General features: G+C 67.7%; 15 protein-coding genes, 2 tRNA genes and 1 pseudogene. 9 read left to right on the forward strand and 9 right to left on the reverse strand.

Translation table 11 applies throughout. The annotated features are described in order from the left end of the window. Positions 1 to 135 precede the first annotated feature (135 nt). The 5 genes from treY to hemH all read left to right on the forward strand — a co-directional run bounded on the left by treY (position 136) and on the right by hemH (position 8,026). Positions 136 to 3,210, forward strand: a complete 3,075-nt coding sequence (gene treY / locus D187_RS17060) for a malto-oligosyltrehalose synthase (RefSeq protein WP_002629075.1) — start codon at positions 136 to 138, stop codon at positions 3,208 to 3,210. 3 nt (positions 3,211 to 3,213) lie between these two features. After that, positions 3,214 to 5,352 carry a glycogen debranching protein GlgX gene (gene glgX / locus D187_RS17065; protein ID WP_002629074.1) on the forward strand — a complete coding sequence of 713 codons (2,139 nt, stop codon included), beginning with the start codon at positions 3,214 to 3,216 and terminating at the stop codon, positions 5,350 to 5,352. Positions 5,353 to 5,454: 102 nt separating this feature from the next. Next, positions 5,455 to 6,447, forward strand: coding sequence for a TerC family protein (locus D187_RS17070; protein ID WP_002629073.1), 993 nt, complete (start codon positions 5,455 to 5,457; stop codon positions 6,445 to 6,447). A 106-nt stretch (positions 6,448 to 6,553) separates the two neighbouring features. Further along, the gene (gene apaG / locus D187_RS17075; protein WP_002629072.1) at positions 6,554 to 6,937 is read left to right on the forward strand and encodes a Co2+/Mg2+ efflux facilitator ApaG/CorD; all 384 of its coding nucleotides are present in this window, start codon (positions 6,554 to 6,556) and stop codon (positions 6,935 to 6,937) included. 9 nt (positions 6,938 to 6,946) lie between these two features. Next, the gene (gene hemH / locus D187_RS17080) at positions 6,947 to 8,026 is read left to right on the forward strand and encodes a ferrochelatase (protein WP_043430222.1); all 1,080 of its coding nucleotides are present in this window, start codon (positions 6,947 to 6,949) and stop codon (positions 8,024 to 8,026) included. On the opposite strand, the gene D187_RS17085 is transcribed toward hemH, so the two are convergent. Both D187_RS17085 and D187_RS17090 read right to left on the reverse strand, forming a co-directional pair. Continuing rightward, positions 7,971 to 9,038, reverse strand: a complete 1,068-nt coding sequence (locus tag D187_RS17085; RefSeq protein ID WP_002629069.1) for a hypothetical protein — start codon at positions 9,036 to 9,038, stop codon at positions 7,971 to 7,973. The genes hemH and D187_RS17085 overlap by 56 nt on opposite strands. A gap of 108 nt (positions 9,039 to 9,146) precedes the next feature. Further along, positions 9,147 to 10,118: an L-threonylcarbamoyladenylate synthase gene (locus D187_RS17090; RefSeq protein ID WP_043430224.1), complete on the reverse strand. Its 972-nt coding sequence runs from the start codon at positions 10,116 to 10,118 to the stop codon at positions 9,147 to 9,149. A 35-nt stretch (positions 10,119 to 10,153) separates the two neighbouring features. On the opposite strand from D187_RS17090, the gene D187_RS17095 reads away from it, so the two are divergent. Beyond that, a complete protein-coding gene (locus D187_RS17095; protein ID WP_002629067.1) occupies positions 10,154 to 11,563 on the forward strand; it encodes a TIGR01777 family oxidoreductase in 1,410 nt (469 codons plus the stop codon). 201 nt (positions 11,564 to 11,764) lie between these two features. Beyond that, positions 11,765 to 13,651, forward strand: a complete 1,887-nt coding sequence (locus tag D187_RS53930) for a tetratricopeptide repeat protein (protein ID WP_020918091.1) — start codon at positions 11,765 to 11,767, stop codon at positions 13,649 to 13,651. 32 nt (positions 13,652 to 13,683) lie between these two features. Here D187_RS53930 and D187_RS59550 read toward each other — a convergent pair. The 3 genes and pseudogenes from D187_RS59550 to D187_RS17110 all read right to left on the reverse strand — a co-directional run. Continuing rightward, positions 13,684 to 13,818: pseudogene (locus tag D187_RS59550) on the reverse strand (IS3 family transposase); the annotation flags it as partial. A gap of 121 nt (positions 13,819 to 13,939) precedes the next feature. After that, positions 13,940 to 16,384 (reverse strand): beta-mannosidase, encoded by a 2,445-nt coding sequence (locus D187_RS17105; RefSeq protein ID WP_002628632.1) that lies wholly within the window; start codon positions 16,382 to 16,384, stop codon positions 13,940 to 13,942. A 156-nt stretch (positions 16,385 to 16,540) separates the two neighbouring features. After that, complete coding sequence (locus D187_RS17110; RefSeq protein ID WP_002628633.1) at positions 16,541 to 17,083, reverse strand: YybH family protein; 543 nt, start codon at positions 17,081 to 17,083, stop codon at positions 16,541 to 16,543. A gap of 1,304 nt (positions 17,084 to 18,387) precedes the next feature. Between D187_RS17110 and D187_RS17125 the strand changes: the two genes are divergently transcribed. Continuing rightward, positions 18,388 to 19,476 carry an alpha/beta fold hydrolase gene (locus D187_RS17125; RefSeq protein WP_245591743.1) on the forward strand — a complete coding sequence of 363 codons (1,089 nt, stop codon included), beginning with the start codon at positions 18,388 to 18,390 and terminating at the stop codon, positions 19,474 to 19,476. Positions 19,477 to 19,516: 40 nt separating this feature from the next. Beyond that, on the forward strand, positions 19,517 to 21,121 hold the full coding sequence (locus D187_RS17130) for a discoidin domain-containing protein (RefSeq protein WP_002628636.1): 1,605 nt from the start codon (positions 19,517 to 19,519) through the stop codon (positions 21,119 to 21,121). 112 nt (positions 21,122 to 21,233) lie between these two features. Here the strand turns inward: D187_RS17130 and D187_RS17135 are convergent, their stop codons facing one another. The 4 genes from D187_RS17135 to D187_RS55195 form a co-directional block, all read right to left on the reverse strand. Then, entirely contained in the window at positions 21,234 to 22,379 is a 1,146-nt protein-coding gene (locus tag D187_RS17135) for a DUF3089 domain-containing protein (RefSeq protein WP_002628637.1), read from the reverse strand. An 88-nt stretch (positions 22,380 to 22,467) separates the two neighbouring features. Further along, a tRNA-Leu gene (locus D187_RS17140) sits at positions 22,468 to 22,541 on the reverse strand. Between the two features lie 18 nt (positions 22,542 to 22,559). Beyond that, positions 22,560 to 22,634, reverse strand: a tRNA-Leu gene (locus D187_RS17145). A gap of 149 nt (positions 22,635 to 22,783) precedes the next feature. Further along, positions 22,784 to 22,939: a hypothetical protein gene (locus D187_RS55195; protein ID WP_002628638.1), complete on the reverse strand. Its 156-nt coding sequence runs from the start codon at positions 22,937 to 22,939 to the stop codon at positions 22,784 to 22,786. Positions 22,940 to 23,013 lie beyond the last annotated feature (74 nt).

Consider the following 23,013-nt stretch of genomic DNA (forward strand, 5'->3'; position numbering starts at 1 on the left):
AGTTCCCCGGAGGGCCCGCCACCGCGAGGTGGCGGGCCCTTCGCGTTGAGCAAGCCACCAGGCGAGCGTTGGATAGCGGGCGGAAATCGCTCGACGTGGTGGCCAGATGCGTCAGGCGGCCCTACGACTGGGGCCATGCGATTGGATGGAACGACGGTGTCGGGGGGTGACGCCTCCCAGACGGGACTCGATGCGTTGGCGGTGGCGGTGTACACGCGGGTGCGGACGGACCTGCTCGCGCGGGGCACGCCCCTGTCCACCTACCGCGTGCAACTGCACAAGGGTTTCTCCTTCGAGGACGCGCGGCGGATCGTGCCCTACCTGGCCCGCCTGGGCGTCTCGGACATCTATTGTTCGCCCTACCTCAAGGCGAGCCCGGGCAGCACGCACGGCTATGACTGCGTGGACCACAAACAGCTCAACCCCGAGGTGGGCTCGCCCGTGCAGCACGAGGCCTTCTGCAACACGGTGCGCGAGCACGGGCTCGGGCAGGTGCTGGACGTGGTGCCCAACCACATGGGCATCGAGACCTTCAACCCCCTGTGGTTCGACGTGCTGGAGAACGGCCCCTCGTCCGTATACGCGCGCTTCTTCGACGTCGACTGGCACCCGGTGAAGGACGAGCTGGCGGGCAAGGTGCTCCTGCCGGTGCTGGGCGACCAATACGGGGTGGTGCTCGAGAAGGGTGAGCTGAAGCTGGGCTTTGGCGACGGGGCCTTCGTCCTCCACTACTACGACCGGCTCTTTCCCGTGGCCCCCCGGCAGTACGAGCGCATCCTGGCGCGTGGCCTGGAGGCGCTGGAGGCCCGGTTGGGCCCGGCGGACGCGCACCTCGTCGAGCTGCAATCCATCCTCACCGCCATCCACCACCTGCCCCCTCGCACCGAGACGGACCGCGCGCGCAGCATCGAGCGCAATCGCGAGAAGGAGGTCATCAAGCGGCGGCTCGCCGCCCTGGTGGCCGCGAGTCCCCAAGTGGCCGCGTACATCGCCGCCAACGTGGAGGCCATCAACGGCAAGCCCGGCGACCCGCGCTCCTTCGATGAGCTGGACGCCATCCTCGAGGGCGGCAGCTACCGGCTGGCCCAGTGGCGCGTGGCGGGGGAGGAGATCAACTACCGTCGCTTCTTCGACATCAACGGCCTGGCCGCCATGCGGGTGGAGGATCCGGAGGTGTTCGCCGAGGCGCACCAGCTCATCTTCGAGTGGCTGCGCAAGGGGCAGGTGACGGGGCTGCGCATCGATCACCCCGACGGGCTCTACGATCCCACCGCCTACTTCCTCGCCCTCCAGGAGCGCTTCTTCCTGGAGCGGGCGCGGGCGTTCTTCGACACGGAGCACGCGGCGCGGGCGGAGCAGTGGCCCGAGGTGGAGCGGCGGCTGCGCGAGCGCTGGCGGGCGGAGGCGGGGGCGAACGTGGACTCGCCGCTGCGCAAGGCGCTCTACGTGGCGGTGGAGAAGATCCAGGGCGGGCGCGAGCGCATCCCCGAGTCCTGGGCGGTGCACGGCACCACGGGCTACCGCTTCGCCAACGCGGTGGGCGGCATCTTCGTGCAGCCCAACGCCGAGGGGCCGATGACGGAGACCTACCACCGCTTCATCGGCGAGGCGCCCGACTTCGAGGGGCTCGTCTACGAGAAGAAGCGCCTCATCATGCACAACTTCATGTCCAGCGAGCTGAACATGCTCGCCCACCGGCTCAACCGCATCTCCGAGATGAACCGGCGCACGCGCGACTTCACCCTCAACAGCCTGCGGCGCGCGCTCACCGAGTTCATCGCGCTCTTCCCCGTCTACCGCACCTACGTGGACAACGAGCGGCCGGAGCCGGACGAGCGCGACGTGCGCTACATCAAGGACACCCTGCGCCACGCCAAGGCGCGCAACGCCACGCTCAACGTCACCATCTTCGACTTCCTCGGCGACGTGCTCCTGCGGCGCTACCCCGAGCACCTGGGCGAGCACGAGCGCGCGGAGATGCTCGCCTTCGCCATGAAGGTGCAGCAGGTGACGGGTCCGGTGATGGCCAAGGGCCTGGAGGACACCGTCTTCTACGTCTACCAGCGCATGGTCTCGCTCAACGAGGTGGGCGGCGAGCCGGAGCACTTCGGCACCAGCGCCACCATCTTCCACGAGCGCAACCATGAGCGCGCGGTGCACTGGCCGGCGAGCATGCTCACCTCCAGCACGCACGACACCAAGCGCAGCGAGGACGTGCGCGCGCGCCTCAACGTGCTCTCCGAGCTGCCCGAGGAATGGCGCCAGCGCGTGGAGCACTGGTCCTCCCTCACGCGCACCCACCGCTCGGAGATGCCCGAGGGTCCCGCCCCGTCCCTCAATGACGAGTACCTCTTCTACCAGACGGTGGTGGGGGCCTGGCCCATGGGCGGCTCGCTCTCCGGCAAGGCCCTGGAGGAGTTCCGCGGCCGCATCCGCGACTACATGCTCAAGGCCATCAAGGAGGCCAAGGTCCGCACCTCGTGGACCAACCCGGACAAGGACTACGAGGAGGGCATGTCGCGCTACGTGGAGGCTTGCCTGGACGAGGAGAAGGGGCGCGCCTTCCTCGCGGACCTGCTCGCCTTCAAGCGCCGCATCGAGCGGCCCGGCCAGCACAACGCGCTCGGACAGCTCCTCATGAAGCTCATGTCGCCCGGCGTGGTGGACACCTACCAGGGCTGCGAGCTGTGGGACCTGTCGCTCGTGGACCCGGACAACCGTCGCCCGGTGGACTACGCCCTGCGCGAGCGGATGCTGCGCTCGCTCGAGCAGGAGACGGAGAAGGGCCGCGCCGAGCTGTGCACGCGCCTGGTGGCGGACATGGAGGACGGCCGCATCAAGCTCTTCGTCCTCACCGAGGGCCTGCGCCTGCGCCAGCGTCAGGCGGAGCTCTTCCGCAAGGGGGGCTACCGGGCACTCTCGCTGACGGGCCCGCGCGCGGACGCGGCGGTGGCCTTCTCCCGCGAGCACGGGTCGTCGGTCGTCATCGCCGTCGCACCGCGTTACACCCTGTCCGCCCTGGAATCCGGGGGGTTGGTGGCGGCCTATGAAGAAACGTCCCTGGAACTCCCCGCCTCCTATGCGAGCATGACGTTCCGGGATGTCTTCACCGGGCAGCAGGTCCGACCGGGACGGCACGGAGAGGGGGCCGTGCTTCCGCTGTCACCTCTGCTGGTGGGCTTCCCGCTCGTTCTGCTCGAGAAGGAGTGATGGATGAAGTGGTCGGAAGTGCTGCCGGGCAAGCCCTACCCCCTGGGCGCGACGTATCAGGGCAACGGTGTCAACTTCGCGGTGTTCAGCGAACATGCCCGGAAGATGGAGGTCTGCCTCTTCGACTCGCGCGATCCGTCGCGCGAGTTGGGTCGCTACTCGCTCCCGGAGCACAACCAGCACGTCTGGCACGGCTTCATCCCCGAGCTGCAGACGGGCACGCTCTACGGACTGCGTGCCCACGGGCCCTACGAGCCCCGGCGCGGCCTGCGCTTCAACCCGCATAAGCTGCTGGTGGACCCCTACGCCCGTGCCCTGCACGGGCAGGTGGACTTCTCCGCCCCGGTCTACTCCTACCTGCAGGGGGATCCGGAGCAGGACCTCGGCTTCGACATCCGCGACAGCGCCACGGGGATGCCCAAGGCGGTGGTGCTCACCGACGACTTCGACTGGGAGGGGGACCGTCCCCCCGCGGTGCCCTGGCACCGCACCCTCCTCTATGAGGCCCACGTCAAGGGTCTCACCCGGTTGCACCCCTCCGTCCCCGAGCACCAGCGCGGCACCTACGCGGGGCTCGCCCACCCGGCGGTGATCGATCACCTGCTGCAACTGGGCGTCACCGCGGTGGAGCTCCTGCCCGTGCAGGCCCACGTGGACGAGCCCTTCCTCGTCAACAAGGGCTTCACCAACTACTGGGGCTACAGCACCCTGAACTACTTCGCCCCGGACGCGCGCTTCAGCGGCTCGGGTTCGCGCGGCGGCCAGGTGGCCGAGTTCAAGTCCATGGTGAAGGCGCTCCACCGCGCCGGCATCGAGGTCATCCTCGACGTCGTCTACAACCACACCGGCGAGGGCAACCACCTCGGGCCCACCCTGTCCTTCAAGGGCCTGGACAACTCCGCCTACTACCGGCTGAGCGACAAGGAGCCGCGCTACTACCAGGACTTCACCGGCACGGGGAACTCGTGGAACGCCACGCACCCGTACGCGCTCAAGCTCATCATGGACAGCCTGCGCTACTGGGTGCGGGAGATGCACGTGGACGGCTTCCGCTTCGATCTGGCCACCACGCTCGGCCGGGACCGGACGGGCTACGACACCCGCGCCGCCTTCTTCCAGATGGTGCACCAGGATCCGGTGCTCAGCCGGGTGAAGCTCATCGCCGAGCCCTGGGACGTGGGTGACTTCGGCTACCAGGTGGGCAACTTCCCCGTCATCTGGAGCGAGTGGAACGGCAAGTACCGCGACACCATCCGCCGCTACTGGCGGGGGGACGAGCGGCAGGCGGCGGAGATCGGCTGCCGGCTCACGGGCTCCTCGGACCTGTTCGCGCTGGGCGGACGCAAGCCCACCGCGAGCATCAACTTCATCACCGCCCACGACGGCTTCACCCTGCACGACCTGGTCACCTACGAGCAGAAGCACAACGAGGCCAACCTCGAGGACAACCGGGACGGGGGCAACGACAACCACTCGTGGAACTGCGGTGTGGAGGGCGAGACGAGGGATCCAGCCGTCAACGCGCTGCGCGAGCAGCAGAAGCGCAACTTCCTCGCCACGCTCTTCCTGTCCCAGGGCGTGCCCATGCTGGTGGCTGGCGACGAGATGGGCCGCACCCAGCGGGGCAACAACAACGCCTACTGTCAGGACAACCCCCTGTCGTGGGTGGAGTGGCGGCTCACCGAGCCCCAGCGCAAGCTGCTGGACTTCACCCGGCGCATGAGCCGCCTGCGCCGCGAGCAGCCCGTGCTCTCCAAGCGCCGCTTCTTCCGGGGCGCCACCATCTTCGACAGCGAGCTCAAGGATCTGGCGTGGTTCCGCCCGGACGGCCAGGAGATGAAGAAGGAGGACTGGGAGAAGCCCTTCGCGCGCTCGGTGTGCTTCCTGCTCGGCGGGGACGCCATCGCCACCCCGGATGACGCGGGCCAGCGCATCGTCGGGGACACCCTCCTGGTGCTGATGAATGCCCACCACGAGCCCATCACCTTCCACCTGCCCGCCATCGAGTGGGGCGCGGACTGGGAAGAGGTGGTGGACACGAGCCAGTCGCGCGTCTCGCTCCACCCCCACACCCCCGCGGGGGGAACCCTGGTGGTGGCGGGCCGCTCGCTGCGGGTCCTGCGCCGTCCCGCCGTCGATTAGACGGGCTACTTTTCGCGGGACGCGTGGCAAGGGGGTCGACGGCGCCCCTCCCCCTGATTATAGGGAGGGGTCCATCCCTGGTGGGATCCAGGAAGGAACCGCTTGAATACGAACGTCGCGCTCTGGGTGGGCTTCAACCTCTTCGTGCTGGCCATGCTCGCCCTGGACCTGGGCGTCTTCCATCGCAAGGAGCACGTGGTGTCGCCCAAGGAGGCGGGCCTGTGGACGGTGGTGTGGATCGTCCTGAGCCTGGGCTTCTGCGGGATTCTGGGGCTCACCGGCTACTGGAACCACGAGCAGTCGCTGCAGTGGGTGACGGCGTACGTGGTCGAGTACGCGTTGTCGGTCGACAACCTGTTCGTCTTCCTCATGGTGTTCGCCTTCTTCCAGGTGCCGCTCGTGGTGCAGCACCGGGTGCTCTTCTGGGGCATCCTCGGGGCGTTCATCATGCGCGCGGGCCTCATCGTGACGGGCACCGCGCTCGTGCAGCGCTTCCACTGGCTGCTCTACATCTTCGGCGCCTTCCTCATCTTCACGGCGGTGAAGATGGCCTTCTCCAAGGACGAGGACGCCGCGGAGCCGGAGCAGTCGCTGGTGATGCGCCTCGGCCGGCGCTTCTTGCCCGTGGCGCGCCCGCCGGAAGGCGAAAACGATCATGGCAACCGCTTCTTCATCCTGGAGGACGGCCGGCGCAAGGTGACGCCCCTGTTCCTCGTGCTGATGGTGGTGGAGACGACGGACCTGCTCTTCGCCCTGGATTCCATCCCCGCGGTGCTCGGCATCAGCCAGGACGCCTTCATCGTCTACACGTCCAACGTGTGCGCCATCCTCGGCCTGCGCTCGCTCTTCTTCGTGGTGGCCAGCCTCATGGACAAGTTCCACCTGCTCAAGGTGGGTCTGGCCATCATCCTCGGCTTCGTGGGTACGAAGATGGTCATCACCTTCTTCGACATCCACATCTCCATCGGACTGTCGCTGGGCGTGATTGGCGGGGTGCTGCTGGGCTCCATCCTGGCCTCGCTCATCTGGCCCAAGGCCGCGGAGACCCACGGGGTGCCCCACCCGTCCGTCGAGCCGGAGCGCGAGGACGCCTAGCTCGAGGGGTGAGCCAGGAGGGGGCCAGGGTCCTCGGCGGGGCCTCCCAGGCCTCCTCCGCGTGTTTGTCTTGCGTCCGGGGGGCTGGCGAGCCAATGGTGTGGGCATGTCCTCCGTCACCACCGAAGGCATTCGCGTCTCCGTCAAGCCCTCCTATTGGCCGGAACGCAGCTCCCCGGACTCCCACCAGTACGCCTTCATGTACACGGTGGAAATCACCAACACCGGCCAGGAGCCGGCCCAACTGCGCAGCCGTCACTGGGTCATCACCGACGCCAGCGGCAAGGTGGAGGAGGTGCGGGGCGAGGGCGTCGTGGGCAAGCAGCCCCGGCTCGAGCCCGGCGATCGCTTCGAGTACACGAGCTGGGCGCAGCTGCGCACGCCCTTCGGCTCCATGCGGGGCGCCTACACCCTGGTGCGTCCGGATGGCCGCCAGTTCGAGGCCCGCATCGGTGAGTTCGCCCTCACCCAGCCCCACTCGCTGCACTGAGCTTGCGCCATGCCACTCAAGGGTCTCCTCCTGGTCAACCTGGGCACGCCGGACGCCCCCGAGACGGGCGCCGTGCGCCGCTACCTGCGCGAGTTCCTCAGCGACCCCCGCGTGCTGGACATCCACCCCGTGGGCCGCTCGCTGCTGCTCAACTTCATCATCCTGCCCTTCCGCTCGCCCAAGAGCGCGCACGCCTACCGCACCGTGTGGATGGAGCAGGGCTCGCCCCTCTTGGTGCACTCGCGCGCCCTCGCGGCCGCCGTGGCCGGACGGCTCGCCGACGAGTACGCCGTGGAGCTGGGCATGCGCTATGGCAACCCGTCCCTGCCGGACGCGGTGGCGCGCCTGCGCGCGCGGGGCGTGACGGACTTCACCGTGATGCCGCTCTACCCCCAGGAGGCCCCATCCTCCTCGGGCTCCACGCTGGCGCGCACCTATGAGGTGCTCGGCCAGGCCTGGGACGTGCCCAACGTGCGCGCCGTGCCCGCCTTCCACAGCCACCCGGCCTTCCTGGACGCCTTCGCCGAGGTGGCCCGCCCCGTCATCTCCAACGCCCGGGCCGAGTACGTCCTCTTCAGCTTCCACGGCGTGCCCGAGCGGCACGTGCGCAAGAGCGATCCCTCGGGCAAGCACTGCCTCGCCTCGGCCGGGTGCTGCGACGCCCTCACGGACGCCAACCGCCACTGCTACCGCGCCCAGTGCTACTCCACGGCGCGAGGGTTGGCCGCGCGCCTGGGACTGCCCGCCGATGGCTGGAGCGTGTCCTTCCAGTCCCGCCTGGGCCGCACGCCCTGGGTGAGCCCGTACACGGACCTGGTGCTGCCGGAGCTGGCGGCGCGGGGCATCAAGCGGCTGGCGGTGATGTGCCCCGCCTTCGTCGCCGACTGTCTGGAGACCGTGGAGGAGGTGGGGGTGCGCGAGAAGGAGCGCTTCCTCGCCAGCGGCGGGGAGTCGCTCACGCTCGTGCCCTCGCTCAACGCCCACCCGGCCTGGGTGGACGCGGTGGTGCGGCTCGTGCGCGAGTCGGCGGCGGCTACTTCGTCGCCTGCCGTTGCAGCAGCGCCGCCGGTACCGGCTCCACCGGCTTGAGGCTCAGCACGCGCTCGCCCGCCGGCATGCCGGGCAGGGTGAGCCCGTGGGTGCGCGTGGTCATTCGGGCCTCCCAGGAGCGCCACCGGCCCGCCTTCACGAGGAACTCCCCCCGGCCACTCACCCGCACCTCGGCGGACAGCTCCGGCGGGGGCTCGGAGGAGGCCTTGGCGGCCTTGCCGCGGGCGTTCTTCTTCACGGACAGGGGCTCGTTCTCGTGCGCGTGGGAGTGCTCGCGCCGCTTGCCCTTGATCCGGCCCTGCTGACCGGTGACGCTCTCGAACAGCTCGTATTCGAGCGTCGCCACCTGCTCGCCGTCCGCCAGGGGCGTGAGCGCGGTGAGCCTCACCTCGCTCTTGTGCTGGGTGTTCTTCTGCCGGAAGCCCGCGGGCAGGTCGTTCATGTCCACCAGGTCCGTCGCCAGGACCCAGGCGGAGCCCGGGCCCACCGGGTCCACGGGCAGCTCCAGCACCATCACCGCCAGGTTGCGCATCGCCCCGGACAGCCCCTCCAGCACGAAGCCGCGCTCGCTCATCTTTCCCTGTTGCGTCTCTCCCGCCGGAGCCTCCGGGATGAGGGCGAAGGGCAGGGCGCCCGCGGTGGGCGTGCTCCCGCGCAGCAGGAAGAAGGTGGAGTTCTGGGCGACGGGGGCGGCGGTGTTCTCCTCGGAGGCGGTGGGCGCGGCGCGCTTGCGGCTCTTCTTGCTGGCGCGGGTCTTCTTCTTGTTCGCGGCCGGAGGCTTGGGCTCGGCAGCGGCGCCAGGGGCGGTGGACAGGGTGAGCTGGTAGGCGGTGGGCGCGTCGAGCTTCCAGCGCAGCAGCACCTTGGAGGGATCCACCGGCGCTGGCGGCGGGGCGGCCGGCGCTTGCGCGGGCGCCTGGGCGGGCGGGGGCAGGGCGCCGGGCATGCCGCGAGGACGGGGGAAGGGCTCGATCCGGCCCGCGGAATCGTCCTTCTTGCAGGCGGAGATCAGGCAGAAGGCGGCGAGCAGGCCAACGAGGCGCCGGTTCACGGGGTTGGCTCCTGGGGGAGGGCGGCGAGGGGGGGCTCCGGGAGTGGAGCCCCGCCCACTCTACGGCAGTGGGTCCGGAGCCAGAAATTGGCGGCCAGGGCAGGGGTTCTACTCGCCTGGAGTCCGAGGCGCGGCGGCGCGGCTCAAGCGATCCCTCACGGCGAGGCCGAGGCCCTCGGCCCGGGGCAGGCAGGCCACCAGCACGTCATGGCCCTGCTCGTCCGCCTCGCGCAGCCGCGTGTACAGCACGCGAGCCGCCGCGGAGGGCTCCTCCGGGACGTCATGGCGGGGGATTCCGGGGGCGAGCGCCAGTCCCGGGGGGCCCAGCACGGCCACGCGCTGGCCCCGGGCGCGCAGGGCCTCCACGCGCGCGGCGACCTCCGAGGGCTCGGCGAGGACGACGCCTGCCCGGGGCGCGTAGTGCGAGGCGAGGCTGCCCGAGACGCGCACCGTGGACGAGACGCGCACCGGCACTGGCCGCCCGAGGACGCGCGAAATCTCCTCCACCGCGAGGCCCCCGGGGCGCAGCACCGCGGGCTCCCCCTGGCTGAGGTCGACGATGGTGGACTCCACGCCCACCGTGCACGGGCCGCCGTCGAGCACCAGGTCCACGTCCGCGCCGAGATCCGCCCGCACGTGCTCCGCCGTGGTGGGGCTCACCCGGCCGAAGCGGTTGGCGCTCGGCGCGGCCACGCCTCCGCCGAGGGCTTGCAGCACCGCGCGGGCGAGGGGGTGGTGGGGGACGCGCAGGGCCACCGTGTCCTGTCCGCCCGTCACCGCGTCCGTGGCGCGGGGGGAGCGGGGCAGCACGAGGGTGAGGGGGCCGGGCCAGAAGGCCTCGGCGAGGCGCCAGGCGTCCTCGGGGACGTGGCGGGCCCAGGAGGAGAGCGCCTGGGCCTCGGCCACGTGGACGATGAGCGGGTGGGTGGCGGGGCGGCCCTTGATGGCGAAGACGCGGCGCACGGCCAGCTCGTCCTCGGCGTTGGCGGCCAGGCCGTAGACGGTTTCCGTTGGCAAGGCGATGACACCGCCGCGCCTCAGCAATTCCACTGCCCGTATGAGGAGGTCCGAGGTAAGCATTCCTGTTGGGCGCAATCTGGCCTCCGGAGGGGATGATGGGCAAGTCGCAGGTGTTCGAGGCGCGCAGTCAGGTGCCGGGGAGCGCGGAGGAACTCTTCGCCTGGCATGCGCGCGAGGGGGCCTTCCAGCGCCTGACGCCTCCCTGGGAGCCCGTCGAGGTGGTGTCCCAGCAGGGCGAGGGCATCCACGAAGGGACGCGCATCCAACTGCGCATGAAGGTGGGGCCGGTGTCGCTGCCCTGGACGGCGCGGCACACCCGCTATGTGCCCGGCTCGCTCTTCCAGGACGTGCAGGAGTCGGGGCCCTTCTCGCGCTGGGTGCACACGCACCGGATGTGGAACGAGGCGGGGGGCGGCGCGGTGCTGGAGGACGAGGTGGAGTACGCGCTGCCGGTGGGGGTGCTCGGGAAGGTGGCGGGGGGCGGCTACGCGCGGTACCGGCTGGAGCGGATGTTCGCCTACCGCCACGCGGTGACGCGCGCGGATATCCGGAGGCACGCGGCCTTCGCGGCGGAGCCCCGGCTGACGGTGGCGCTCAGTGGCGCGTCGGGACTGGTGGGCAGTGCGCTCAGGCCCTTCCTCACGACGGGGGGCCACCGGGTGAGGCGGCTGGTGCGGGGCCAGCCGGAGGCGGGGGACATCGCCTTCGCGCCTGGGCTCGGGGAGATGGACGTGGCGGCGCTGGAGGGCGTGGACGCGGTGGTGCACCTGGCCGGAGCGCCCATCGCCGAGGCCCGGTGGACGCCCGAGCGCAAGGAGCTCATCCGCCGCAGCCGGGTGGAGGGCACGCGGGTGTTGTGCGAGTCGCTCGCGCGGCTGGCGCGTCCCCCGCGCGTGCTGGTGAGCGCGTCGGCGGTGGGGTTCTACGGCGATCGCGGAGACGAGGAGCTGTCCGAGTCCAGCGTGCCGGGCACTGGCTTCCTCGCCGACGTCACGCGCGAGTGGGAGGCGGCGACGGCGCCAGCGGAGGCGGCGGGCATCCGGGTGGTGCACTTGCGGCTGGGAGTGGTGTTGGGGGCGGGTGGGGGCGCGCTGGCGAAGATGCTGCCAGCCTTCCAGGCGGGAGCCGGAGGACGCATCGGCTCGGGCCAGCAGTGGATGAGCTGGGTGTCGCTGGAGGACGTGCTCGGGCTGGTGAACTTCGCCCTGTTCACGCCGGAGCTGCGCGGGGCGGTGAACGCGGTGGCGCCCACGCCGGTGCGCCAGGAGGAGTTCGCCCGGACATTGGGGCGGGTGCTGTCGCGGCCCGCGGTGGTTCCGCTGCCCGGCGCCGCCGTGCGCACGCTCTTCGGGGAGATGGGAGATGCGACGCTGCTGGGTGGCGCGCGCGTCCTTCCACGGGTGGCCATGCGCCAGGGGTTCTCCTTCCTCCATCCCTCGTTGGAGGAAACGCTGCGCTTCACGCTCGGCGAGACGACGGAGGGTCCCCGCTTCCGTCATGGGTGACTCCCCCCCCCCGTAATCACAGCCTGCCAGACAGAGAATCGCCGGAGGTTTGTGCTGGACGCCAGGCAAGCCTCCCTCGGTCCGAGGGGCCTGCGGGAACGGGACATCACATCTGCTCTTCCTGTTCTCCGAAAGAAGAGACGACGCGTCCATCGCCACCGAACGCTCGAGTTCGGACGTCATGACGCCGAGGAAGCTGCCATGGCTGAGGGAAACGAGACCAGCCCCGAGCCGCAGGAAGCCAGCCGCCTCAAGCAGGAAGAGACTCCACTCATCTACGGGGAAGTCCGGAAGAGGATCTATGAGCGGCTGGGGCTCAAGGGCCTGCTGGGACTCTCCGTCCTCGGCCTCCTCGCTTCCATCTGGTGGAACTGGGAGAAGGTCCAGAAGCAGCCTGTCGTGTCGGACTTCGTCCGGCTGCTCTCGCGTAAAGCACTCCCGAAGGCTGACCCCCAGCGATTCAGCATCGCCATGACTCATCTGGAAAACGACATCGGGGGTGAGAACGAACGCCTTGTCTCGGAGGCGCTCAAGGAGTTCGAGGGCATTCAAATCATCAAGCTCGACAGGGCGCTGACTCTCGAAGGGACCATTCCCGAGGTAGAGGAGAGCGCCGGTCAGGAGCAGGCACGCAAATACCTCCAGGCCACAGGCGCCGACATCCTGCTCTGGGGCACAGTCCTCCACCATGATGGCAAGAGCCTGCCCAAGCTCTATTGGACGACAGCAAGAGACGTGAGGCGCGACAGGGGGTGGGGGCGATACCAGCTTGGCAGCGAGAGCTTCGAGCTTCCCGCCCTCTTCTGGGAGGACCTCGGCAAGCTCCTTCAGCTCCTGGCGCTGACCCAGCATGCCGAGTTTGAGGATCAGCGGGGGCATTACATTGCTGACCAACTCGGGCCTTTCATCAACAAGGTCAGGAAGCTCCTCCAGGATGGTGCCATGAGACCGGGTTGGAGTGTCGCTGCTCGCGCTTCGACGAGATACCTCCTCGCGGACGCACTGACCTTGGTGGGCAGGCAAAAGGGAGAGAATGCCCCACTCGAGGAGGCGGTGGCCGCCTACCGCGCGGCCCTGGGGGAAAGGACTCGGCAGCGCGTGCCCCTCGACTGGGCTGAAACGCAGAACAACCTGGGCACTGCGCTGGCGGTGCTCGGGGAGCGAGAGACTGGCACCGCACGCCTGGAGGAGGCGGTAGCCGCCCACCGCGCGGCCCTGGAGGAAAGGACTCGGCAGCGCGTGCCCCTCGACTGGGCTGGAACGCAGAACAACCTGGGCACTGCACTGGCGGTGCTCGGGGAGCGAGAGACTGGCACCGCACGCCTGGAGGAGGCGGTGGCCGCCTACCGCGCGGCCCTGGAGGAAAGGACTCGGCAGCGCGTGCCCCTCAAATGGGCTGGAACGCAGAACAACCTGGGCAATGCGCTGCGGCGGCTTGGGGAGCGTGAGGCTGGCACCGCACGCCTGGAGGAGGCGGTAGCCGCCCACCGCGCGGCCCTGGAGGAAAGGACCCGGCAGCGCGTGCCCCTCGACTGGGCTGGAACGCAGAACAACCTGGGCACTGCACTGGCGGTGCTCGGGGAGCGAGAGACTGGCACCGCACGCCTGAAGGAGGCGGTGGCCGCCTACCGCGCGGCCCTGGAGGAAAGGACTCGGCAGCGCGTGCCCCTCAAATGGGCTTGCACGCAGAACAACCTGGGCAATGCGCTGCGGCGGCTTGGGGAGCGAGAGGCTGGCACCGCACGCCTGGAGGAGGCGGTGGCCGTCTTCCGCGCGGCCCTGGAGGAAAGGACTCGGCAGCGAGTGCCCCTCAAATGGGCTGGAACGCAGAGCAACCTGGGCGTTGCGCTGCGGCGGCTCGGGGAGCGAGAGACCGGCACCGAACGCCTGGAGGAGGCGGTAGCCGCCCACCGCGCGGCCCTGGAGGAAAGGACTCGGCAGCGCGTGCCCCTCGAATGGGCTGAAACGCGGAAGGACCTGAAGGCTGTGCTTCAGATACTGGGACAGCGGACGGAGAACCGGCGTGCGGCAGTGCATGCACGCCCAGTACCGCCGCGTCGCGCATCCGACCCTGCGTCAGGGCAGTGAGTACCACGTCCGGACACAGGGGTGAACTCAGGTCCGCGGGCACGCAGCTCCGCGTGCACGCGAGCGCTGCCGTATGTGCGGCGACTGCCCTGGTGCACCTGCTTCACCACCTCGCTCAGGGCTCTATCCGCCTTGTTGGGGCAGGCGCTTGCTCCCCTCGCGCACCAACCAGACCACATCGGCCCTGCACTCCGGGGTGGAACTGCGCCTCTTCCTTCTCTCCATGGACACTCCCTCCCATGTGGCCGACTTGTGAGGTACGTCCACTAAAACGGATCAGGCCCATTTTCAGTCGACCGCCTGGCAGGAATAGAGGTCGCGCATGGTGAATTCCGCTTCTGCCCCCTGTTCTGCCGGTGTGAAGAGAATGGTCTGGCTTTCGCCCGCGGTGAGATCGAAGGCATTGTCGGAGAACCGGCCCCCGATATCGGCCTCGAGCATCACGAAGAGTGCCAGTCCCTTGGACGAAAGCGTGATCTCGTAGCTGCCGTCGGCTCTCCGGACCGTGCGGGCAGCAAGCCCCGGCGGCTCCAGTTCGAGCTGCTTGTAGGTGCCGTTGACGTGGTGCCCCCTTCCCGACGAACCGTCCGAAGCGGAATAGGACCACGCGAGCAGACGCCCCTCGGGCACGCTGCCGGCTGGTAGCGAAATCAGCGTGGAGGCGGCATCCGGCCGGCAGGTGCCACGCGCGGTGGTTAGCGGCGAGCGTTGGCCATCCATCGAGACGGTGAAGAACTCGGCCGAAACCTCGGTGGGGTGGGGGGTGTCATTGACCATGGCCATGTCGATCACCTTGCCGTCCGCTGACGGGATCGCGAAGAGGCTGACGGGCGCGAAGAAGCGCCGCGCCTGATAATGCATGGCCTTCCAGTTGCCGCCGTGATCCAGGCTCGCCCAAGAGGCCACCGGCCAGGTGTCGTTGAGCTGCCAGATGAGCGTGCCCATGCAATGGGGCTTCAGCGACCGCCAGAACTCGACGGCGGTCTTGATCGCCAGTCCCTGCTGGATTTGCGAGAGATAGACAAAGTTATGGAAATTATTTGGAAAGCGGAAATAGCGGAACATGGTGCCCGCGATGCGCTCGTTGCCGCCAGGATTCTTCTGGTGCACCTCCATCACCGGAGACGCGATGTTGATGTCCTTCTTGTCGGCGAACCGTCTGATCAGCAGGTTCGACGTATAGGATTGGAAGCCGAATTCCGAGCAGAAACGCGGCTTGACCGTGCGGTAATGGTCGAACGACTTGTTCTCGTGCCAGACCGACCAGAAATGCATGTCGCCGGAGCCGTCGGCATGCCAGGCATCGCCGAAATCGAGATAGCCGGAAGACGGGCTCGACGGCCACCAGATGAGCTCCGGATTGGCCTTCTTGGCGGCGGCCTCGATCGTCCGGTTCAGCCGATCATAGGAGACGAGGTAGCGATCGCGGTTCTTCTGGGAGACCTCGAACCAGGTGAGTGCGCCCACGAGTTCATTGTCGCCGCACCAGAGCGCGATCGAGGCGTGATGCGAGAGACGCCGCACCTGGTAGTCCACCTCGGCCGCGACATTGTCGAGGAATTCGGGTGTCGAGGGATAGAGATTGCAGGCGAACATGAAGTCCTGCCAGACCAACAGGCCCAACCGGTCGCAGGTGTCGTAGAACCCGTCGTGCTCGTAGAAGCCGCCGCCCCAGACGCGGATCATGTTCATGTTCGCGTCGACCGCCGACCGCAAGAGCGCCTCGGTCTTCTCGGGGCTCGTCTTGGAGAAGAGCGCGTCGGCCGGAATCCAGTTCGCGCCCTTGCAGAAGATCTCGCGGCCGTTGACCTTGAAGGCGAAGCGGGAGCCTGCCTCGTCCTTGTCGGTGATGAGTTCGATCGTGCGGAGGCCGACCTGGCGGGTGACGGTCTCTCCAGGGAGCGTGACCTTGAGTGCGTAGAGCTCCTGCTTGCCGCTGCCAGCGGGCCACCAGAGGCGTGGCTGCTCGATGACGAAGCGCTGGTGGAGCACCGTCTCGCCGGCATTCGCTCCGCAATCGAGCCGCACCGTCTCGCCGTCGAATTCGAACTCGACTGGCAGCACGCAAGGGTCTACGGCGAAGAGGGTCAGGACGACATCGAGTTCGACCGAGCCGTTCGTCAGATGGCGCTGCTTGACCGTGAGATGTTCGATGCGTGCCGGGTCCAGCTTGCACAGCTTGACCGTGCCGTAGAGGCCGAGCGGCGCGAGCGCGATGTTCCAGTCCCAGCCGAAGTGGCATTGTGGCTTGCGCAACATGTTTCCGTATGGAATCGGCGAGTTCCTGGTCCACGGCACCTCGAAGGGTTGCCGAGCATGGACCGCCTTGCCGGCCTCGACTGGGGAGTGCAGGAGCACCTCGATCGTGTTCTCTCCCGCGACGAGGAATCTCGACACGTCGGGCCGATAGCGGCGGAAGCAGTTGTCGGCCTCCAGCACCCGCTCGCCATTGACGCGGACGGTCGCGACCGTGTCGACGAAATCCAGGTCGAGATACCAGCGTCCATCCAAATCGGAAGCGTCCAGCCGGAAGCTGCGCGAGAGTCTCCAATCCTCGTGCGCCACCCATTGCACCTCGGCTTCGTTCTTGCCGAAGTAGGGATCGGGTATGATGCCCTGTTCCTGCAAGGCGGAATGGACGTCGCCCGGTAGGGTGATCTTGAGCGCCGGTCGCTGGCCTTCGGCATCGAGCGACCAGACGCCACCGAGGTCGATTTGGGTCGTTTCAGGCATTTCGTATTCTGAGCAGAACCTGCCCGCCCTTGACCACCGCGGACGCTCGGTTCAGCTCGGATTGTACGTGCGTCGCTTCCGCTGTGCCCCTCGCCCACAGGGAAGCCGGGTCCCCGCCGCACGGCGGGATGCAACGGGGACCGCCTGGACGAAGCTCTACCTCAGCGAGGTGGGCGGCTCATACTCGAACGAGATGGACTCGTGAAAGTGTTGATAGAGCCAATGCCCATTGCGCTTGACCAGGACGAAGGTCGCGCGAGTGGGCTGCACGAGCTCCGCGCTCGCCGGCTTGTTCTCATAGACCCAGGTGTAGTTGCAGAAGGCGTAGGCCGTGTCTCCCGTCTGGAAGATCTGCAGATTGCTGATGTCTCCGCTCTTGATGATGAGCGTGTCCAGGAAGCTCTGGTAATAGGGGGCCAGATTGGTGACCCCGACGATGGGCTGGTCCAGCTCCGCCGCGACATACGTCACGCTGCTGGGATTCACGGTGTCCCAGAGACCCAACAACATCTGCATGTCCTCTTGGATGAACCCGTTCGCGTAGTCCTCGATGGCCTGGCGGATGGCCAGCTCGTCGGCCGTCACCAGCCTCGCGATGGACTGGGTTGTTTTCGTCTCGCGGTAGGGTTCCGCCGCGTTGCCGCAGCCGAGGGCCCCCGTCAGAAGACCGATCGCGATGGAGAGTTGGAGAGTTCGCATGATTCCCTCGAAGACTAAATGGCTCACAAGTTGAACGACGATTCCCGGATGGTGCGGCCTTCGCGGTACCCGTTTCAGCGGCGGGATGCGCATTCGCCCACGTGCGAGAAGGGTGCCAATACTGCTTTCAGGCTTCGGAGAGGTGCTTTCGCGGTGGAAGCCCTTGGAATCGCTCGGTGTGTGGGGCGCGCGACCCCCTTCACGAGGGAGGGTCAATATTCGCTGACGAGTCAATCCCAACCCGGACACACGTGTCGAGCACCCACGGAGGTCGAATTCCTCTCGAAATCCTTGCGCGGCTCGCAAGGAAGTGCGTTCTCCTGGTCTGTTCCTGTCAATACCACGGAAGGAGGAGGGGTGTGGCGTGGAGGCTGGTCTGGTGGCGGGTTAGGCTCGGGGCATGGCCTCCGCATCGACCCCCAAGAAAGCCTCGGGCAGTGGTTGTGGTTCCGTGTTGCTGGGTCTGGTGTTGATCGGTTCCTGCGCGATGTGCACCGCACCGGGCACCCGGGCGCCGACGACTCCGCCCCCTGCCTCCCCCGTGATGCAGGTACAACCCACCCCGGCTCCGGAACTGCCGGCTCCCGTCCCGGGCAAGAAGAAGAAGCGGACGGCGAAGGTGAGTCCGGACGTGGTGCCCACGAAGCGTGAGCCAGCGGAGTCCACATCCGCTCCAACAGCGGCGATGCCGGATGTGGACCTCACGCGAGAGCCCTCCCGGACGTGGGACGCTCCGCCGGAAGAGCCCGCCTCTCCGCCCTCTCTCGGTTGTTGCAAGGTCTGCACGCGAGGGTGTCCGTGTGGGGATTCCTGCATCTCGTGTAGCAAGACGTGCCGCCGGGGTCCCGGGTGTGCGTGTTGAAGAGGACGACCGGACCCCTCCTGTCCACGGAGGCGGGCTCCCGGCTGGTCGCGAAGGGCTACGGGCTCGACCGCCCCGTTCGGGAAATCGGCACTCCCGAGGAGCGGCGTGAGAACCGCCGCGTCGCGTTCATCATGGAGCCCTCGGGCGCGGCACCGAAGCGCCGAGCCCTCGTGGAGGGCGCTGCCCCGCTCGACGAGGCCTCGAGCCGCGTCGCACGGGGCACCGCTTTCGATTTCCAAGAAGATGAAAGCCGTGTGGTTCAGCTCGCGGCGATCCGCTGGAGTGTCCGAACCCACGACAGGGCGTGGGAAGAGGGTGGAACCCTGCGGTTTCCATGCTCCATGCGCCAGTGAGGTCTTAAACGGAATGTAGGTTTCGCTGGATTTTCAGCTATTCTTGATTTAAGCGTATCTTCTGCTCGATGTCAGGTGCGAGCGCGGTGACCACTCCAGTCACCGTCGGGCTGGAGTTCCCCGCGGTGTGTCCACCCGAGGAGATGTTCATGGACTTGAGAAGGTTGGGTCTGGTCGCCGTATGGCTCGTGTGTACCACGCCCGCGTTCGCGGAGGCTCCGCGGGAGCAAGGGCCTGAAGCTGGCCGCTCCCTCGATCCAGAACAGGCCCAAGAGGGTCTTCTCTTGGAGCACCAGTACGCGGACATCAACGGCATCCGCATGCACTACGTGACGCAGGGTGCCGGTGAACCCATCATCTTCCTCCATGGCTTCCCCGAGTATTGGGGCGTCTGGAAGAAGCCGCTCGAGGAGATGGGCAGGGACCATTGGGTCATCGCCCCGGACATGCGTGGCTACAACCTGAGCTCGAAGCCGGCCGACGTGGAGCAGTACCACATCGAGAAGTTGGTGGCGGACATCCGCGCGCTGGCGGACCACCTGAAGATCAAGCGGTTCACCCTGGTCTCGCAGGACTGGGGCGCGCTGGTGGGCTGGAGCTTCGTGCTGCGCCATCCCGAGTACGTGCGCCGGTTCGTCACCATCAACATCACGCACCCCGCCCTCTTCAATCGGGACCTGCGCGAGGACGCCGCTCAGCAGCAGGCCAGCCAGTACATGCTGCTCTTCCGCTCGCCCGAGGCCGAGCCCTTCATCATGGCCGATGACTACGCCTTCGGGAGGCAGGGGATGATCGATGCCGCCCGGCAGCTGGGTGCCCAGATCTCCGCCGAGGACGAGGCCGAGATGATCACCGCCTGGAAGCAGCCGGGCGCCATCACCGGCGGGCTCAACTACTACCGGGCGGCGCGGATCGGTCCTCCCGATGGCCAGGGGAGCCTGGGTGGCAGCAACCTGTTGGACGGGCTGTATCCGCAGCAGCTTCAGGTGTACCTGCCCGTGCTCTTCATCCACGGCGAGATGGACCCCTATCTCTTGCCGTCTGGCCAGGTGGGATTGGAGGAGTACGTGCACGACCTCACCTTCCGGCGCATCCCCGATGCCGACCATTCGGTCACCCTGGAGAAGCCGGAGCTCGTCACGCAGTTCCTTCGCGAGTTCATGCTGGAGAATTAGCTCCAGCAGGGGATATCCCATCATTGCAGGGGAGCACACCATGTCGAAGTCGAAGCAACTCTCGTCCCGCCTCCATCCCGCCCGCCGAGCTTGGCCGACGCTCGCCGCCCTCACCCTGGCCGGCATCGCGCCGGCGGCCCATGCCGATTCGATGATCTACGGCGGTGGCCCGTTCTATTCCGGCGGCACCGCGGTGATGGACGACCTGCGCGGCTCGGGCTTCACCACCGTGATGTTGTGGAGCTTCCACATCGAGGACAACGGCGACCTAGTCTACAACGACATCCCGGTGGTGAAGAACGGCGCCTACATTGGCGACCCGGCCTGGCCGGCGCGGCTGGCCACGCTCAAGACCGCGCCAACCTCGGTCAAGCGCATCGAGGTGTCGACCGGCGCCTGGAGCGTTCCCGATTTCGAGCGCATGGCGCGGCTGGTCAACGGCACCGCCGCTGGCTGCGGCAGCACCCTCGTCTGCGGTACCGGCAGCAACAGCATCCTGTACCGCAACTTCCAGGCGCTGAAGGCCGCCACCGGTGCCGATGCGGTCAACTTCGACGACGAGAGCGCCTACGACCTCGCCCCGACCACCCAGTTCGGACAGATGCTGATTGGCCTGGGCTACAAGATCACCTTCGCGCCCTACACCAATCAGAGCTTCTGGAAGAGCCTCAAGGACAACCTCGGCAGCGCGGTCGACAACATCTACCTGCAGGTGTACGACGGAGGCGCCGGCAACAATCCGGCGAGCTGGAACACCGCGATGGGCATGACCGTCGACCCGGGCCTGTGGTCGCGCCACGGCACCGGCTGCGGCAGCGGCGACAGTCCGGCCACGGTGCAGAGCAAGATGAGCAACTGGAAGGCCTCCGCCGGCATCGGCGGCGGCTTCATGTGGCTGTATGACGATATCCAGAAATGCTGGTCGCAGGGCACGACCGCGCAGTACGCGGCGGCGATCAACACCGCGGTCAGCGGCAACACCCCGCCGGTGGCCAATTTCGGCGTCAACGTGAGCGGCTTGACCGCGACCTTCAGCGACTCCTCCAGCGACAGCGACGGCAGCATCGCCTCGCGCAGTTGGAATTTCGGTGACGGCAGCGGCTCGACCGCGACCAACCCCAGCCGTGTCTACGCCAGCGCCGGCAACTACGACGTCAGCCTGACCGTGACCGACAACGGCGGGGCCAGCCACACCAAGAGCCAGACCGTCTCGGTCGGCGCCGGCTACGTCAACCTGGCGCTCAACAAACCGGCGACCGGCTCCAGCGCCTGCAACAGCAGCGAAACGCCGGCCAAGGCGGTCAACGGTAGCGTCTCCGGCGGCGGCACTGACAAGTTCTGCTCGTTGACCTCTCCGTCCTGGCTTCAGGTCGATCTCGGCTCGGTACAGACGGTCCGCAGCTTCGTGGTCAAGCATGCCGGCGCGGGCGGCGAATCGAGCACCTGGAACACCAAGGCCTTCACCATCCAGACCTCCAGCAACGGCACCAGCTGGAGCACCCCGGTGACGGTGACCAACAACACCGCCAGCACCTCGACCCACTCGATCAGCGCCACCTCGGCGCGCTACATCAAGTTCAACGTGACCACCCCGACCCAGAACGGCGACCCGGCGACGCGCATCTACGAATTCGAGGTGCGCTGACCCCGCCGATTGCGTCCACCGAATCTCCGGGGGGGTGCCCCAGCGAGGCCTCGCCGCCTCGCTGGGGCCCTGGGAAAGGTGTCCCCGGTAAAGGCCGGGAAAGATGTCAGCTCTATGGGTCACTCCGTTTGTTCGTGGTGGCGCCCATGCGCTGGAACGCCGCCACCCGCTCGGAGGCATTGCGGCGGATGTTCATGTAGAAGAGCTGGAACTCCACGGGATGGTGGTTGCCCTTGCCCAGCACGTGGTCGAGCAGCCGGCTCATGAAGTCCCGTGGCAGGTCTCCGCCGACGAGGACCTCCAGCTTCCCTTCCTTGCAGTGCGCACCGGTGAGACCTGGCATCTCCTGGGGTGGGGTTGTCTCGAGGAACACGGCTCCTTCATTTCGCTCCCGTGGGGCCGGTTCCGTGTCGTGCCGCCAGGTCAGGGGATTCACGCAGAGGGAGGGGTCCCCCGTGGACGCCGTGTCCGTGACGGAATCCCGTACCTGGATCCGCTCCGTATAGCCGGCACTGCGTGCGTTCCAGCTGATGAGACATCCGGTCTGCTCGGGTGACGCGCAGAAGGGAATGTCGGGAAGACTCCGCCGGAGTGCACCCTCCGGCAGCGGAATCCCAATGAGATACGCGGCGACGAGCTGGTGTCGGAGTGGCGTCCCGCTCACGGCCTCACGCAGGAGGCGTCTGGCATGGACGGTTCCCTGGCTGTGTGCCGCGAGGATGAAGGGCCGTCCGTGATTGTATCGCTCCCGCCAGTAGCGGAACGCCGCGGCGACGTCCTGGTAGGCGAGGTCCACCGCGGCCTGTCCCTCGTCGCTCCGCCTGGTGAAGGCGGTCAGGTTCGCCTGCCGGTAGCGAGGCGCGTAGATGGCGCAACAGGCGTTGAAGGCGCTTGCTTGAATGAGTGTCGCCACCCGATCGGTCGCCGTGTTGAGGGCGACATCATCGACAGGGCCATTCCACTCGCCACCGACATACGTGGTGGGATGGATGTAGAAGACATCCACGGGGGCCTGGGATTGCTCGATGCCCGGGCTCGACGGGAGCACCGTGTCCGCGAGGTCATGGAGTTCGGGAAGCGCGCTCCAGGCGGAGGGCAGGGTGTAATCGGGCGGCGCGGGGGGATGCGCCTCGTTGAAGGGCGTCCTGGGGGTGACCGACCACAGGAAGATGGACGCGAAGTTCATCACCAACAGCACCCCCAACAGGGTGCACGCCGAGAGCGTGGCGGTGATGGCACGCCGGAACTTGTTCCGCATCCTGGGACGATAAGGAGGCCGAGCGGAACCTGTCAAAGCCGCCAGCCCCTTCTGCTTGCAGCCGACAGCGGATGGACGTGTCGTGGAGTGCCGCGGGCGGGATTCGAACCCGCACCTTCTGCGTTCTGAACGCAGTGCCTCTACCCATTGGGCTACCGCGGCGTGTGTTTGGACTGCGAGTGCCGGAGGCGGGATTCGAACCCGCAACCACCAGACTCTCGATCTGGGGCCTCTACCAGGTTGGGCTACTCCGGCATGGAGCACTGTTGCGACGATGAACAATCCAATCGCATCCAGGAGCTTGTGCTGCGAGGGTTGGACCCGGAAAAGCAAGAGGCCGGTCCCTTTCGGGATCCCGGCCCCTTGAGTCCCGTGCCTCGTCGTGAGACGAGGACGCGGAGGGTTCAGGATCCGGGGAGTGGGTCGTCCAGCGACACCAGGCCGCCGAGCAGGAGGTCCAGAGCGGAATCCAGACCGGTACGCGAGAGCGCGTCGATGCCAGTGTCAGTGTTGTCGTGGGACTCGAGGTTCATCGGGCTCTGCTTCGTCACCGGGGTCATGGTCACCGCTCCTTTCAGCGAGGAAAGACGCGGCCCGAATTCGTTCCTGACAACTCCTCCGCACCGCGCGGGAG

Origin of the sequence: Cystobacter fuscus DSM 2262 (assembly GCF_000335475.2) — a bacterium.
GTDB classification, from domain to species: domain Bacteria; phylum Myxococcota; class Myxococcia; order Myxococcales; family Myxococcaceae; genus Cystobacter; species Cystobacter fuscus.

Coding starts and splice junctions, on each gene's coding strand:
- apaG (WP_002629072.1), top strand. CDS start 6,554: ATGTCCTCCGTCACCACCGAAGGCATTCGCGTCTCCGTCAAGCCCTCC.
- treY (WP_002629075.1), top strand. CDS start 136: ATGCGATTGGATGGAACGACGGTGTCGGGGGGTGACGCCTCCCAGACG.
- D187_RS53930 (WP_020918091.1), top strand. CDS start 11,765: ATGGCTGAGGGAAACGAGACCAGCCCCGAGCCGCAGGAAGCCAGCCGC.
- D187_RS17110 (WP_002628633.1), bottom strand. CDS start 17,083: ATGCGAACTCTCCAACTCTCCATCGCGATCGGTCTTCTGACGGGGGCC.
- D187_RS17135 (WP_002628637.1), bottom strand. CDS start 22,379: ATGCGGAACAAGTTCCGGCGTGCCATCACCGCCACGCTCTCGGCGTGC.
- D187_RS17095 (WP_002629067.1), top strand. CDS start 10,154: ATGGGCAAGTCGCAGGTGTTCGAGGCGCGCAGTCAGGTGCCGGGGAGC.
- D187_RS17130 (WP_002628636.1), top strand. CDS start 19,517: ATGTCGAAGTCGAAGCAACTCTCGTCCCGCCTCCATCCCGCCCGCCGA.
- glgX (WP_002629074.1), top strand. CDS start 3,214: ATGAAGTGGTCGGAAGTGCTGCCGGGCAAGCCCTACCCCCTGGGCGCG.
- D187_RS17090 (WP_043430224.1), bottom strand. CDS start 10,118: ATGCTTACCTCGGACCTCCTCATACGGGCAGTGGAATTGCTGAGGCGC.
- hemH (WP_043430222.1), top strand. CDS start 6,947: ATGCCACTCAAGGGTCTCCTCCTGGTCAACCTGGGCACGCCGGACGCC.
- D187_RS55195 (WP_002628638.1), bottom strand. CDS start 22,939: ATGACCCCGGTGACGAAGCAGAGCCCGATGAACCTCGAGTCCCACGAC.
- D187_RS17105 (WP_002628632.1), bottom strand. CDS start 16,384: ATGCCTGAAACGACCCAAATCGACCTCGGTGGCGTCTGGTCGCTCGAT.